We start from the raw sequence: 15,770 nt of genomic DNA on the forward strand, positions 1-15,770 counted from the left end.
TATAGAATTGTTATGATTAAAGATTTTGACTTACCAAGACAGGGACATTTGAGTCCGCCGGTACTCACATTTCGTACTTAGTGAGTGCTTGCACGAGCTTAGAACGAAAGCGCACCCCTGTGGTGTGATGGTGCGTTAGCAGCATCTTAGTACCGCTGCAGGTCTCAACGAGCGGAAGCGTCCACTGGTTGGTAATGTCAGGAATGTTTAATCATAGAAATATAGTGCTGATTGCAAATGTTTGATTACGCCTCTAAAAAGTTTCGTAAGATGATCGTTCCTTTTGGTGTCAGAATCGATTCCGGATGGAACTGGACACCATATATTTCATAATCTTTGTGTTTGACTGCCATGATCTCATCATCATCGGTTCTGGCGATAACGGTAAGAACATCCGGGAAGTTTTCTTCGGAAGCGGCAAGGGAATGATATCTGGCAACCTCGATCCTTTTTTGAAGTCCCTTGAACAGTTTGCAGTTGATGTCGACATTTGCAACGGACATTTTGCCATGCATCAGCTTTTTGGCGTATGTGATCGTTGCACCGTAGGTTTCACAGATTGCCTGATGTCCGAGACAGACACCAAGGATCGGAACCTTGCCGGCAAAATAGGAGATGGCTTCTTCGCAGATACCTGCATCGGAAGGTCTTCCGGGACCCGGTGAAATGATGATCTTATCCGGATTCATTGCTTCAATCTCCTGACAGGTATATTCGTCATTTCGTATCACTTTGATGTCAGGATTGATCTTTCCTACAAGCTGATACAGATTGTAGGAAAAGCTGTCATAATTATCGATCAGTAATATCATGCTTCGTCACCTCGTATCTTCTGAGAATTAATCAATGCATCCGTTACGGCTTTTGCTTTGTTGATGCATTCCTGGAATTCGTTTGCCGGTACACTGTCGGCTACAATGCCGGCACCGGAACGGACAAATACTTTATGCCCCTTGCGGTATGCGATTCGGATCGCGATGCAGGTATCCAGATTTCCTGAAAAATCGATATAACCGATCGCGCCGCCGTAAATACCTCGTTTGTTATTTTCAAGCTCGTTGATGATCTCACATGCCCGGATCTTCGGTGCACCGGATAAGGTTCCGGCCGGAAGAACCGCATCGACAGCGGAGATCGCATCCAGATCCTCACGGAGTGTTCCGCGTACGGTGGAGCCGATACGCATAACGTGTGAATAACGCTGGATGGACATATATCGTTCGACTTCGACCGTTCCAAACTGACTGACCTTTCCGAGATCATTTCTTCCGAGATCCACTAACATATTGTGTTCTGCAAGTTCCTTTTCATCTGCCATCAGGCTCTTTTCCAGTTCCAGATCTTCGACCTTTGTCTTTCCTCTTGGTCTTGTGCCTGCCAGAGGAAATGTATGGAGAACGCCATCCTCTACCTTGACCAGAGTTTCAGGGGAAGCCCCGGCAACCTCGATCGTGTCACCGTCAAAGTAGAACATGTAAGGAGATGGGTTTGTGCTTCGGAGCAGCCGGTAGGTATCGAACAGGCTTCCTTCCATTTCGGCTTCCAGTCGGTTGGAAAGCACGACCTGGAAAATATCTCCTTCATATATATAGTGCTTTGCCTTTTCTACCATCCGGCAGTAGGCTTCTTTGTCAAATAATGGTTTGAATTCTGTCTTAAGAACGGGAGCAGGAATATCGGCTTCTGCGCCATGGAGAATGAGTTCTTTCATTTCTTTGATATCTTGTAAGGCTTTCTGATATCCTTCTTCGATATTTGCTGTGCCGGCATTGGCGATCAGGATCAGCTTGGATCTTACATTGTCAAATGCGATCACCTTGTCAAATAACATCAGGTCGACATCCTGAAATCCTTCCTCGTCCTTTGCATCAAGCACCAGCTTCTTTTCACTGTATTTCAGATAGTCATAAGAGAAATATCCAACCAGTCCGCCGGTGAAGGTAGGGAAGCCTTCGATCTTCGGACTCTTATAATCTTTTAAAACCTCACGGATAAAGACTTCCGGATGGATGCCGGAGGCCTCTTTGATGACTGCTCCGTTCTCATCCTTTAATGTCAGTGTTCCGTTCATACAGGTGATATCCAGTTTTGGACTGTATCCAAGGAAGGTGTATCTTCCCCAGAGCTCCTGATTCTCCACGCTTTCCAGAATGTAGCAATGCTCATTTTCCGCTTTCAGTTTCTTCAACAGATTGATCGGAGTGATGATATCAGAGAGCATCTCATAACAGACCGGAACCATGTGATATCCCTGTTTCGCATATTCTTTTGCTTCGTTAAGTGTTGGTCGTATCATATGTTTCACCTCGTTCATAAATAATAGTTTAATAAGTTATTTGAAATTGTTCATGTATGGTGAGGTGCGCTTTGCCTGATCTGCTTTTTATAAAAAGAAAAAGCACCATCAGAAGATTGTATAAAAAAATCTCATCCAAAAGCAAAACGCTTATAGGACAAGATACAAATACAACACTCCTGCGGTGCCACCTATATTCATCAAAATCTGATGCACTCAACCATATACTAACATATATGTACTTTCTATAACGGGAAGTCTCCGTCGCCCCTACTAGATTCGCTCGTTCGGTTTGCCCTCGCAAGTCCATTCACTTAAGAAATCATCACTGCAATCTCACCACCTGCAGTTCTCTGGACATGTTGTTCATAAGCTACTCTTCTTGCTCATTGGTTTGTTTTATTGTATTCATATTGCACTGGTATGATATATTTGTCAAGAGCTAATTTTAAAATTGTTCAAAAAAAGGTACAATTATTTCGATGGAAAACCTTGTTTATTCGTTAAAAATCAATATAATAAAAATAAGATGACTCGCTATGCGCAAGTATAGCTTTTAATACTGAAAATATACGAAACGTGTATATAATGCATGATATATGATTCGTATAAATAATCAATGGAGGACTATAATCGTGGAAGAACGTAAAAATTTTGGTTTCGGTGTATTGATCGATATTTTGAAGAAAAATCCAAAAACAATTGTTTTGACTGAAGGTACTGATCCCCGTATTCTGGAAGCATCTTCAAGACTTCTTGCAAGTAACTTCCTGCATCCGATTCTTGTAGGAGATCCTGATAAGATTTATGAAGTTGCAGAGGAAAGCGGTTTTAATATAAGAGGTTCCGAGATCATTAATCCAAGGAATTTTGATCGTATGGATGAGATGGTCGAGATGTTCTGTGAACTCAGAAAGAGCAAGGGCGTGACACCGGAACAGGCAAGAGAGATCCTGTATCAGAATAACTATTTTGGTACTATGCTTGTTAAGATGGGAATTGCAGATTCACTTCTTGGCGGTGCTACATATTCAACAGCAGATACAGTAAGACCTGCTTTACAGCTGATCAAGACCAGACCGGGCAACACACTGGTTTCATCCTGTTTCATTCTGGTACGTCCATTTGCAACAGGTGGTAATGAAGTGTTCGCTATGGGTGACTGCGGTATCAACATCAAGCCAAACGAAGATGAGCTGGTTGAGATCGCAGAGGAGACGGTTCGTTGTGCAAGAATCTTCGGTGTAGATCCAAAGGTTGCATTCTTAAGCTATTCAACCTATGGTTCCGGTAAGGGCGAAGATGTGGATAAGATGAGAAATGCAGCAAGAAAGACAAAGGAGCGTAACCCGGATCTTCCGATCTCCGGTGAGATCCAGTTCGATGCAGCCGTATCACCTAGAGTTGCAAAGAAGAAATGTCCACAGTCAGAGGTTGCAGGAAATGCAAATACCTTTATCTTCCCTGATATCAATGCAGGAAATATCGGTTATAAGATCGCACAGAGAATGGGTAACTTCTCAGCATATGGCCCGATCCTGTTAGGACTTAATTCTCCTATCAACGATCTGTCCAGAGGATGTACAGCAGATGAGGTTTATTCTATGGCGATCATCACAGCGGCATTAGCAGATAATAAAGATGCATAAATTGTAGATAGATAAAAGCCGGACACGATCTTTGGTTTAAAGAGATTGTGTCCGGCTTTTGTCTATTGTCTAAAGATGATTATTCTATTTGCAGGAATTCTGCGGCTGTTAATATTTGTGGCTTTTGAAGTCCTGATTCTGCTGATTTTTCAGTGCAAGAAAGTGTGATTTTTCTTGAAATAAATGGGTAAATGGTTTACCATAATATCATGAGTATTTAGTATGGGATTGTAGCGCTTTTTTAGCGTGAAGGGCGAACAAATGACGCCTGTGAGACAGAAAAATTGGGACAGCATATTTGTAGGTGTCAGAATGGAGATTTGAATGAGTTTCGTGTATTCATTGTTTTTGCAGAGAGCAGGAGAGGAACTTTCACAATTTGATAACAGAATTTCTAACATGCTTCCAGTGGCTGCCGGTCTGGTTTTTTTTGATATGCGAAACTATCGTAATGATAATGGGGAATTTAATGTTTATATAGAGTGGAATGAGGAATTGAATTCCGTTCTGAACGACAGACTGCCTTCGGGTGGTTATTTTATAAAGGCAACAGGAAAACAGGCAAGACAGTTGGAAGAAAAAACAGGTGGAATTCCTGTTTATATGAAGTTGATCGCGCATGAGGGCAGGCTGTATCCGTATCGCACATATGTGATGTGGAATGGCAGGCCTTTTAGTGTGGAATTTAACGGAAATATATTGATTCCGGTTGATTATAAAAAGAAAGCTGAGACTGTGAAAATACAGGGTTCTCAGAATGGCAGTAAAGGAAATCGTACGGATGTATCTGGCAGCCAGATGAGTAGCAGTCAACGAAGTTTATTCGGTACAAGCCAGAACAAATTGTTAGTAGTCAGTCAGCAGGGAGCTTTTGTTGGTGGTGAGCGTGAGTTTTTGACAGGCAGCAATCGAGAATTCTGGACGAGCAGCAATCGACCTTGGACATATGAGTGGGAATATGAGAATGGCAGCCAGAGAAGTTTATTCGGGGGCAGTCAGAGAAGTTTGTTTGGTACAAGCCAGAATGGATTCTTTTTTGGAAGCCAGAGAGAATTTTTGACAGGTAGTAACCGAGGCTATCTGACGGGCAGTAATCGAGAATTCTGGACGAGCAGCAATCGACCTTGGATGTATGAGTGGGAATATGAGAATGGCAGCCAGAGAAGTCTATTCGGTGGTAGTCAGAGAAGTCTGTTTAGTACAAGTCAACGTGGAAATTTCTTTGGAAGTCAAAGCAGACTTTTTGGCACAAGTCAGCAGAGTTTTCTTTTTGGCAGCCAGCGAGGATCTTTAACAGGCAGTAACCGGGGTTATCTGACAGGCAGCCGGTATACGCCGACTTTTTATCAGGCAACGGATGGCGGGGCAGATGATTATGATATTCCGCATTGGTATTACATGCCACCGGAATGGCAGCTTATAAACCGGTCAAAACGACCATGCAGCAGAAAAGGCGGAAACAGCACATTTGGCTATGGGCTGGATTTAATATAGAGCGGAAGCGTCCCTTGGCTGAGAAGGTCAAGAGCCTGCAGCTAATTAATATTTAGCTGGTTTTGAATTATCTTGAAAGGACAACATATGGACGGATTTCATTCCTTATGGTCAAAACCGTATATGGCGGGAAAACAAGCGGAAGAATATTGGATGCAGGACTATGAAGTCCTTACGATGATTCTTTCGGCATTGATGTGGAGAAAACACAATGGGGGGATCCGTTTGTGTGCGGATGCAGAGGCAAGAGTATTTATCGAGAAGCTGGGACTTGCGCACATCTGGAATCTCGGAATCGAGGAAATTACAGTGCCGGAAGCGGTACCGGAAAAGGTGTTCTGGGCAGCCGGCAAACTATATTCATTGAAAAAAATGCAGATGCCTGCGGTTATGGTGGATCTGGATCTGATCATCTGGAAGGATATACGGAATATTATAAAAGATACGGATATCTGTGCAATACACAGAGAAGGGATATTCCCTGATGTGTATCCGGGAAAAGAGTTTTTCCATATGAAGCAGGAGTATCGGTTTGACCCGGACTGGAGCTTTGAGGTTCTTCCGGTCAATACCTGTATGTTATATATCGCGGATGAAGCGTTTAAGAATTATTATGTTGACAGTTCGATCACATTTATGGAGAATTGTCTGGAGACAGAGGAGAATCTCTGCCATATGGTATTTGCGGAACAGCGGCTTCTTGCGATGTGCGCAGAGAAGCAGGGAAAGCAGATATCATCTTTTTTTCCCGGTTCGGCACAGATCGAGAACCAGGATATCTTCACACATTTATGGGGCTATAAGAACATTCTGAAATTCAATTATAAAGAAAGGGAAGCTTTTAACCATAAAATGTATGATCGCATCGTCCGGGAATTTCCGGAAGAAGAGACGACACTCAAGCAGCTTCCGATATCAGGACTATAGGGAGAATGGTATGAAACTTTTACGCAAAATACCAAAGGAAATATACATATATATCGCATGGGGCATACTCGTAGGGGCAGTGAACTTAGGGTCTGCCTGGTTTTTTATGTACAAATGCGGGATAAATGAGATCTATGCCAATTATATGTCGTGGATTTTGTACAACTATGTGTCATTTGCGACAAACCGCAAATCTGTATTCCACACAAAGGCAGCCACGGTAAAGGCATATTTTATCGAACTGGCATTATTCTATCTGAGCCGGGTATCTACACTTCTGATCGAAACAGGAATTATCTTTGCGCTTGTCACCGGACTGAAATGGAATGCGATGGGTGTTAAGGTGTTTACATCGATCCTTGTGATCTTTTTGAATTATTTCATCAGTAAGAAATTTATCTTTTCCATTCAATACGAAAAGAAAAATAGCGGAGAAATGTTGTCGGAAGACGAAGTATGCCGTGAAATCGTGAGATAATTAATAAAAACTTTACAAGATTTATTTCCATATTTTTGTAAAATGTAGTACAATATCGGCGTAACCATGCATTCTGTGCAGTATGTGTGGTTTATACATAAGCTGACAAAGTAAATTTTTATAGAATTTAACAATGCAGGATTTCTTCTATATCTTTCACAGATAATCTGGATGGTATATATATGGAAGAAAATGGAAATCATACTTTATATTAAGGAGAATTATTGAATATGAGTAGAAGAGTAGTGATTACAGGAATGGGAGCGGTTACTCCACTTGGCTTGAATGTGGATGAGTTCTGGAACGGCTTAAAAGAAGGCAGACATGGTTTTGGACCGATTACACAGTTTGATGCATCAGAATATAAGTGCAAGGTTGTAGGTGAAGTAAAAGGATTTGTAGCAAAAGATTATATTGATCCAAAGGCCGCAAGAAGAATGGCAAGATTTTCACAGTTCGCGGTTGCAGCAGCAAAGGAAGCAGTTGCAGATGCAAAGCTTGACATGACAGCAGAAGATCCATACATGGTTGGTACCTGTGTCGGTTCCGGTGTAGGAAGTCTTCAGGAGCTTGAAAGTGCATATGAGAAGATCATGACAAAAGGACCGAATCGTGTAAGCCCATTTACAGTACCTATGATGATCAGCAATATCGCAGCAGGTAATATTGCGATCCAGCTTGGCTGCAAGGGAAAGAGTATTGATGTTGTTACAGCATGTGCATCCGGTACAAACAGTATCGGTGAAGCATTCCGTACAATTCAGTATGGAGATGCAGATGTAATGATCGCCGGTGGTACAGAAGCAGCAGTTTCACCGATCGGTATCTCGACATTTGATGCATTAACAGCGTTGTCATCATCTGATAACCCGGACAGATGCTCAATTCCATTTGATAAAGAGAGAGACGGTTTCGTTCTTGGTGAAGGTTCCGGTATCGTTATTCTTGAGGAACTGGAACATGCTAAGAAGCGTGGCGCAAAGATCTATGCAGAGATCAGCGGATACGGATGCTCCAGTGATGCATTCCATATCACAGCACCGGAAGATTCAGGCGAGAGCCCTGCAAGAGCAATGTTAAATGCTGTAAAGGATGCGGGCGTATCACCGGAGGATGTTGCATATATCAATGCACACGGAACCAGTACACATTTAAACGATCTGGTTGAGACCAGAGCGATCAAGAAAGCATTTGGCGATCATGCAAAGGACATCAAGATCAATTCTACAAAGTCTATGACAGGACATCTTCTTGGTGCAGCAGGAGCGATTGAATGTATCGTTACAGCAAAGACGATCGAAGAAGGCTATATCCACAGAACCCGTGGACTTCATGAGAGTGAAGAAGAACTGGATCTTGATTATTGTAAAGAGCCATATGAGCAGGAGGTTGACTGTGCGATCAGCAATTCTCTTGGATTTGGTGGACATAACGCATGTATTCTTTTACAGAAATATAAGGAGCAGTAAAAAGAAATGTTATTTATAAAGAAAAAGGCAAAAGAAGCCGAGATGGAAAAAATGAAGGCTGTCGAAGCGGAGCAGCCAAAACCGGAGACTGTAAAATGTCCGAAATGTGGAGCTGAGCTTGATAAGCAGAGAGTTGTAAAGGCAAAATATATCTGTTATGAATGTGGTTCTTATTTCCGTGTTAAGACAAAGAACCGTATCAAGATGGTAACAGATCCAAAGTCATTTGAACCATGGTTTGAAGATATGCCGATGTCAAATCCGTTAAATACAGCCGGATATGAGGATAAGGTTAAGGCTGCGCAGGAAAAGACAGGATTGAAAGAAGCGGTTACAGTCGGTAAGGCTCTGATCAATGGTGAGCCGGCTATGATCGGTATCTGTGATGCCAGATTCCTGATGAGCAGTATGGGCTATGTTGTTGGTGAGAAGATTGCCAGAGCGGTTGAGCGTGCAACAGAAGAAAAGCTTCCTGTATTCATGTTCTGTTGTTCCGGTGGTGCCAGAATGCAGGAGGGTATCATTTCCCTGATGCAGATGGCAAAAACCTCCGCAGCATTGAAGAAACATTCAGAAGCCGGATTGTTATATGTATCGATCCTTACAGATCCTACAACCGGTGGTGTAACAGCCAGCTTTGCAATGCTTGGCGACATCATCTTAGGTGAGCCTGGTGCTCTGGTTGGCTTTGCAGGTCCTCGTGTTATCAAACAGACGATCGGACAGGATCTTCCGGAAGGCTTCCAGCGTTCTGAGTTCCTGGTAGAGCATGGTATTATCGATGGAATTATTACCAGAGATAAGATGAAGGATACCATGTACCAGTTGATCGTTACACATAAGCAGAGAACCGGTTATGCAAACTTCGATAAGGAAGAAGACGAGAAGTTTGATATCAGCGAGATCTTAAAGGAGAGATTGACTTCTGTTGAGAATAAGACTCCTTGGGAGAAGATCCGTGGTACAAGACAGATGACTCGTCCATGCGCACTTGATTATATTGATTATATCTGTGATGATTTCCATGAGATCCATGGAGACAGAACAATGAATGATGATAAAGCAATCGTTGGTGGTATCGGTCATATCGATGGACAGCCTGTAACCGTGATCGCACAGGTAAAGGGTTCCAGCATGACAGAGTGTATGGAGCGTAATTTCGGTATGCCGCTTCCGGATGGATACCGTAAGGCGCTTCGTCTGATGAAACAGGCAGAGAAGTTCAACCGTCCTATCATCACATTTGTAAATACACCTGGTGCATTCTGTGGACTGGAAGCAGAGGAACGTGGTATGGGTGAAGCAATCGCAAGAAACCTTTACGAGATGTCAGCCCTTAAAGTTCCTGTACTTTGTATCCTGATCGGTGAAGGCGGCAGTGGTGGAGCACTTGCTATGGCAGTTGGTAATGAAGTATGGATGCTTGAAAATGCAGTATACTCCATTCTTTCACCGGAAGGCTATGCATCAATTCTCTGGAAGGACAGCAACCGTGCAGAGGAGGCAGCAGAGGTTATGCAGCTTACCGCACAGGATCTTTCAAGACTTGGTGTGATCGAGAAGGTTATTCCTGAGTATGGCGGAGCAGATAAAGAATCTGTCCCATATATCGGTAAATTCATTAAGATGAATGCCAAGGAATTCCTGAAGAAATTCGATGGAATGAGCGGCGAAGAAATTGCTGCTGCAAGATATAAGAGATTCCGTGAGATGTAAATAAAATAAAAAACAGGGATGTAACATTGAGGGCATCATAATATTATGTAGCAAGCCTGTCCGAATGTCGGTCCTTAGTGATCCGCTGATAAGCGGGAGCTTAGTACCGTTACATGAGGATAGAGCGAAATAATATTATGATGCCCTCAATGTTACATCCCTGTTTTTGTAGTGTACACTTTGATTGGTGACATTCAAATATCGTATATGTTATAATTAACATATGTACTGGTTTCAATTATACAAAAGGTTATTTCTGTTGGGGTTATGCAGAGCCTTTTGGTCAGGGAGATTAATACAGTGCGAAGCGGAGGTTTATCATTTAGAAATGGAGGGTAAAGAAATGAGAAAACGAATTGTAAGCAGTTTATTGTTAGGCTGCGCATTATTAACAGGAGGTGTGTCAACTGCTTATACTGTGCATGCAGAAGATTCGCAGACACAGACAGGCACGGCTACAATCATATTGGTTAATAACTGTGATTGGGAAGACAGCTCAGGATTTCAATTTTTGTTGGATGAAGACCATGATACATATGGTGATGTAATACCAGATAGTGGTCCGCTTAGTAGAAATGATGATGTCCCGTCATCTGTGTACGACAGGTTCGAATACAAAATACCTGGAAATGCAGATGGAGCAAGGGATACGCAAAATAGTATCCCATATGGTTCATCAGCCAAAATTACAATTCCGTCAGGAACATATGATTATGTTATTACAAATCCAACACCAGATGATAGAGTTTGGATCGTAGGAAATGGGGGAACAGATAAAGCGCGCATGGATGACTATGTTTTTGAAGCAGGAAAGGTATATACATATACTGTTTCAAAAGTAGGTAGTGGAGATGGAGTATATCTTTCCATACATGAACATAGTTATAGTAACAGTATCTGGAACAGTGATGAAAGCGGTCATTGGCAGGAATGTGACGATACAAATTGTCCGGATAAGGCATCAAGTGTGACTGCCAAGACAGCGCATATATCAAATGATGATGCAGATTGTACGACTGCTGCTACATGTAATGTATGTGGATATACAATTGCGGCAGGCAGATCAGAACATGCATTTGGGGAATGGCAACATGATGATGCTGCTGCAGGAATGCATATCCGGAAATGTGAGACAAATGGCTGTAACGCTTCTGAAACCGCAAAGTGCAGCGGCGGCAAAGCAACTTGTACAGAAAAAGCAAAGTGTGAGGTTTGTGGAGAAAGTTATGGAGATCTGAATCCGAGCAATCATACGGGAACAGAGGAGTGGATTCAGACAGCTGATACACACGAGAAGAAATGGAATTGCTGCAGCCTCGTAAGTGTTGCAAAAGAAAAGCATGAATGGAAAGATGGTGTATGTCAGAAATGCGGCTATAACTGTGAACATAGCGGAGGCACAGCAACCTGTCATGAGAAAGCAGTTTGCACAAGCTGCGGAGCAGAATATGGTGAATATAATTCTGATAATCATGCAGGAGAAACCGAGGTCAGAAAGAAACAGTCAGCAACCTGTACCAAAGATGGCTATACCGGAGATACCTACTGCAAGGGATGCGGGAAAAAGCTTTCATCCGGTTCGGTGGTTAAAGCAAAAGGACATAAAGGCGGTATAGCCACATGTAGTGAAAAAGCAAAGTGTGAAGTATGTGGTGAAGCTTATGGAGAAATAGATTCAGAAAATCATTCAGATTTCAAGCATGTTGATGCTAAGGCTGCTACGAAAAAGTCTGAAGGAAATGTTGAATATTGGTATTGTGATGGTTGCGGAAAGTATTACAGCGATGAAGCCGGAAAGAAAGAGATCAAAGCAGAAGCTGTAATAATACCAAAGTTAAAAGATGAACCGAAGTCTTTACAGACAGGTGATAACAGTGTACCTGTTTTGGCGGTTGTTCTTTTATTTGTCAGTGGTGGAGCTGCCATTGGAGTAATGAGCATTAAAAAAAGGAGAAAAAAGTAAAAGACCGGTTAGCTGTAGGATTATTTTACAGATAGCATAAAAACAGGGATGTAACATTGAGGGCATCATAATATTATGTAGCAAGCCAGTCCGAATGTCGGTCCTTAGCGATCCGCTGATAAGCGGGAGCTTAGTACCGTTACATGAGGATAGAGCGAAAGCGCCTTGCGAAATAATGATTATGATGCCCTCGATGTTACATCCCCGTTTTTATATAAATCCTAGATCAATGACTCGTACAGCTTGGTGATATCCTTTACGCTTGTCTCTTTTGGATTGCCCGGACGGCATGCATCGCCATATGCAGACTGAGCAAGGAAAGGAATATCCTCCGGCTTTACGATATCCTTTAAGTTGGCTGGAATTCCAACATCCTGTGATAACGTAGTTGATCGTAACCTCGGCAGCAGTTCCGGTTGTTGTAGGTACAGCGAAGATAGGTACGGATTTATTCTTGGTAGGAGCAACGCCCTTTGCTGTGTCCATGGATGATCCGCCACCGATCGCAATGATGTAATCAGCTTCAGCAGCCTTAAAAGCAGCAACACCTGACTGAACATTCTCGATGGTTGGGTTTGGTTTAATGTTGGAATAGATCTCATATGCAAGACCAGCGTTGTCCAGAACATCTGTTACTTTCTTAGTAACACCGAACTTAATGAGATCAGGATCAGAGCAGACAAATGCTTTCTTGAAGCCACGGCCGATGACCTCTGTAGCGATCTCTGTGATCGCACCTGCTCCATGATAAGATGTTTCGTTTAATACAAATCTGTTAGCCATATAAATAATATCTAAATTTACTTGCCGGCTGTATCTGCTTTTAATCCTGCGCGCCAGTTCAGATAAGAAATGCCGATGATAACGGCATACCCGATAAAGCTCAGTGCATCCGGTATCTGGCTGAAGAAGATGAAACCAAGGATTGCCGAGGTGATGATCTGCGAATAATCGAAGATCGATATTTCCTTTGCCGGAGCATGTGAATAAGCAGCCGTGATCGAGAACTGACCGACAGCAGCGGAGGCACCTGCCATTAACAGACAGAACAACTGGAAAAATGACATCGGTTTATAAAAGGCGATCACAAACGGCAGCATGACCAGAGTCGAAAATGCGGAGAAAAAGAATACGATCTGTGGATTCTTTGCACCGTGGTTGCTTAGATATCTTACTGCCGCATAAGCAGCGCCTGCACCCATACCGCCGGTAAAACCGATGAGACCCGGAGCAAAATCAGTGAAGTTCAGGGATGGTTTGATAACAAATAAAGCACCGATGAATACACCGATCAGAGCAGCATATTGTTTCAGACTTGCCTTTTCCTTTAACAGGAAGATCGAGAAGATAACAGCGGCAAACGGTGACAGCTTATTTAAGATCGAAGCATCGGCGATGTTCATGTGATCGACTGCATAGAAGTTACACATGATACCGAGTGTGCCGCAGATCGACCGCATAAACAGCATCGGAATGTGCCGTTTCTCATAATGCAGTCCGAGATCACTTCGGATCAGGACAACAAGCGCGATGAATGCTGCGACCAGATTACGGAAAAATGCTTTTTCAATCGTAGGAAGATCGCCGGATAATCGTACGAATACATTCATAAAAGAAAAACCGACACCGGACAGAATTATATAAAGAATTGCTTTTGTTTTCTCTCGCATATAAAAACACCACTTTCTGTTTGTTAGATATTTGCGGAAATAAACAGTATTTTCGCATTATGCCGGTATGTGAAGACACATTCCATAGCAATGCTCATTATAGCATGTTTTCGTATTTGTCAGCAGCCAAAGTTTTATGAAACACTTTATACTTGCTTTATAAACTATACACAATTTATTCAAAAAACTTGTCTATCATACATTCTAGAAAAAGTGTAAGGAAAAATAATTTAAATAATTGATGCAGAATAGGAGATCATACATGAGCAGGGTAATAGGAATAGATTTAGGAACGACAAATAGCTGCGTGGCCGTTCTGGAAGGAGAACAGGCGACGATCATACCGAATGCCGAAGGCAACCGTACCACACCATCGATAGTAGCCATTACGAAAAATGGCGACAGACTGGTGGGGGATGCTGCGAAGAGACAGCTTACGGTAAATGTAGACAGAACCATTGCATCGATCAAGAGAGAAATGGGAACGGCATATAGAAAAAGAATAGATGGAAAAGATTACTCACCACAGGAGATATCGGCGATCATTCTGTCAAAGTTAAGAGCAGATGCAGAAAACTATCTGAGTGAGCCGGTTCATGATGCGGTCATCACGGTTCCGGCGTATTTTGATGACAGCCAGAGACAGGCGACAAAGGATGCAGGAAAGATCGCAGGGTTAAATGTACTTCGAATCATTAACGAGCCGACATCAGCGGCACTTGCCTATGGTCTGGATAACGGACAGGCACAGAAGATTCTGGTATATGACCTTGGTGGCGGAACCTTTGATGTATCCGTGATCGAGATCGGAGATCATGTGATCGAGGTTCTGGCAACTGCAGGTGACAATCATCTTGGTGGTGATGATTTTGACGAGCGTCTGGTGCAGTATGTGATAAAGTCATTTAAGAAAGAAACAAGGATCAATCTGGAGAAAGATATAACCGCGGTACAGCGTATCCGGGAAGCATGCGAAGAGGCAAAGAAAGAATTATCCAGCACGCTGCAGACTCATATCAATCTTCCGTTTATCACGGTCGTAAAGAACGAGCCGAAGCATCTCGATATGCTCATAACCAGAGAGTTGTTCAATGAGCTGACAGATGATCTTGTAAAACGGACAGACGGTCCGGTCAATCAGGCACTTCGGGATGCAGGTATATCAGCCGGAAGTTTAGATAAGGTATTATTGGTTGGTGGGTCAACCAGAATCCCTGCCGTTATGGACGAGGTTAAGAGGATAACCGGAAAAGAGCTTTCGAAGAATCTCAACCCGGATGAGTGCGTTGCGATGGGAGCTGCGATTCAGGGAGGAAAGCTCAGTGGTGGTCTGACCGTTACAAATAAGGTAAATGATATTTTGCTGATGGATGTAACGCCATTGTCTCTGTCAATCGAGACCTTAGGTGGTATTGCAAATGTACTGATCCCAAGAAACTCACCAATTCCGACACGGGTATCTAAGATCTTTACAACGGCCGGAAATTTCCAGCGCGATGTAGAGGTAAAGGTGTATCAGGGCGAACGCAAATATACCAGAGATAATAAGCTACTTGGCAACTTCCGCCTGAGTGGGATCAAGCGAGCACTTGCAGGAGTTCCGCAGATCGAGGTTACATTTGACCTTGATGTAAATGGTATACTAAAGGTATCTGCAAAGGATCTTGGCAGAGGCGTGGAACAGCAGATCGTGATCACATCCAGCACGAATCTTTCAGAGGAAGAGATCCGTCGGGCAAGGGAAGATGCCATGCGGTACGAGAAAGAGACTCAGGGCAACAAGGAAAATATGGATATCTGGAACGAAGCTGAAGCATATGTATATAAAGTAGAAAATCAGTTAGAGGTACAAAGTCAGAATCTGGATAAGGCTCAGATCAAGAAGATTCGGAGAGATTTGGAATACTTAAAGAAACTGGTATGTCGGACGGATGCTGACCGGATCACGGATATAGAAGCGGGCAATATAAAGGATGCTTACAGACAGTTACAGGAATCTGCAATGATCCTTGGATAGGCAGAATATTACGATCGTCGGATCGGAAATATATAAATAGTATACATGATCTGAAGGTGCTGAAATGGCAGCAGATCTGCAGGGTAAAGAA

The 15,770-nt window shown here is 42.9% G+C and carries 11 protein-coding genes, 1 pseudogene and 1 other annotated feature; of the genes and pseudogenes, 8 read left to right on the forward strand and 4 right to left on the reverse strand.

The genetic code is table 11. The features are described from left to right. Positions 1 to 245: 245 nt before the first annotated feature. Together CLOL250_RS07645 and CLOL250_RS07650 are read right to left on the reverse strand one after the other, a co-directional pair. Positions 246 to 812 carry an anthranilate synthase component II gene (locus CLOL250_RS07645; RefSeq protein ID WP_008401724.1) on the reverse strand — a complete coding sequence of 189 codons (567 nt, stop codon included), beginning with the start codon at positions 810 to 812 and terminating at the stop codon, positions 246 to 248. Next, complete coding sequence (locus CLOL250_RS07650; protein ID WP_044945537.1) at positions 809 to 2,296, reverse strand: anthranilate synthase component I family protein; 1,488 nt, start codon at positions 2,294 to 2,296, stop codon at positions 809 to 811. The genes CLOL250_RS07645 and CLOL250_RS07650 overlap by 4 nt, the downstream gene beginning before the upstream one ends. 150 nt (positions 2,297 to 2,446) lie before the next feature. Beyond that, positions 2,447 to 2,695: a binding site (T-box leader), on the reverse strand. 236 nt (positions 2,696 to 2,931) lie between these two features. On the opposite strand from CLOL250_RS07650, the gene pta reads away from it, so the two are divergent. From pta to CLOL250_RS07685, 7 genes are all read left to right on the forward strand, one after another. Then, positions 2,932 to 3,945, forward strand: coding sequence for a phosphate acetyltransferase (gene pta / locus CLOL250_RS07655; RefSeq protein ID WP_021944306.1), 1,014 nt, complete (start codon positions 2,932 to 2,934; stop codon positions 3,943 to 3,945). 324 nt (positions 3,946 to 4,269) lie between these two features. Beyond that, positions 4,270 to 5,439, forward strand: coding sequence for a hypothetical protein (locus CLOL250_RS07660; RefSeq protein WP_008401729.1), 1,170 nt, complete (start codon positions 4,270 to 4,272; stop codon positions 5,437 to 5,439). A 72-nt stretch (positions 5,440 to 5,511) separates the two neighbouring features. Beyond that, entirely contained in the window at positions 5,512 to 6,366 is an 855-nt protein-coding gene (locus CLOL250_RS07665; RefSeq protein WP_274922259.1) for a DUF6734 family protein, read from the forward strand. A 10-nt stretch (positions 6,367 to 6,376) separates the two neighbouring features. Beyond that, positions 6,377 to 6,844 (forward strand): GtrA family protein, encoded by a 468-nt coding sequence (locus CLOL250_RS07670; RefSeq protein ID WP_008401732.1) that lies wholly within the window; start codon positions 6,377 to 6,379, stop codon positions 6,842 to 6,844. Positions 6,845 to 7,074: 230 nt separating this feature from the next. Further along, complete coding sequence (gene fabF, locus CLOL250_RS07675; protein ID WP_008401733.1) at positions 7,075 to 8,313, forward strand: beta-ketoacyl-ACP synthase II; 1,239 nt, start codon at positions 7,075 to 7,077, stop codon at positions 8,311 to 8,313. A 6-nt stretch (positions 8,314 to 8,319) separates the two neighbouring features. Next, entirely contained in the window at positions 8,320 to 10,029 is a 1,710-nt protein-coding gene (locus tag CLOL250_RS07680) for an acetyl-CoA carboxylase carboxyl transferase subunit (protein WP_008401734.1), read from the forward strand. Between the two features lie 343 nt (positions 10,030 to 10,372). Then, positions 10,373 to 11,992 carry a DUF2436 domain-containing protein gene (locus CLOL250_RS07685; RefSeq protein ID WP_044945543.1) on the forward strand — a complete coding sequence of 540 codons (1,620 nt, stop codon included), beginning with the start codon at positions 10,373 to 10,375 and terminating at the stop codon, positions 11,990 to 11,992. A 375-nt stretch (positions 11,993 to 12,367) separates the two neighbouring features. On the opposite strand, the pseudogene CLOL250_RS07690 reads toward CLOL250_RS07685, so the two are convergent. After that, a pseudogene (locus CLOL250_RS07690) lies at positions 12,368 to 12,775 on the reverse strand (iron-containing alcohol dehydrogenase); the annotation flags it as partial. Between the two features lie 17 nt (positions 12,776 to 12,792). Next, positions 12,793 to 13,662, reverse strand: a complete 870-nt coding sequence (locus CLOL250_RS07695) for a DMT family transporter (RefSeq protein WP_008401737.1) — start codon at positions 13,660 to 13,662, stop codon at positions 12,793 to 12,795. 262 nt (positions 13,663 to 13,924) lie between these two features. Between CLOL250_RS07695 and dnaK the strand changes: the two genes are divergently transcribed. Next, positions 13,925 to 15,679 (forward strand): molecular chaperone DnaK, encoded by a 1,755-nt coding sequence (gene dnaK / locus CLOL250_RS07700; protein ID WP_008401738.1) that lies wholly within the window; start codon positions 13,925 to 13,927, stop codon positions 15,677 to 15,679. The last annotated feature ends 91 nt before the right edge of the window (positions 15,680 to 15,770 follow it).

This window comes from Clostridium sp. L2-50, from assembly GCF_000154245.1.
Lineage (GTDB): Bacteria > Bacillota > Clostridia > Lachnospirales > Lachnospiraceae > Coprococcus.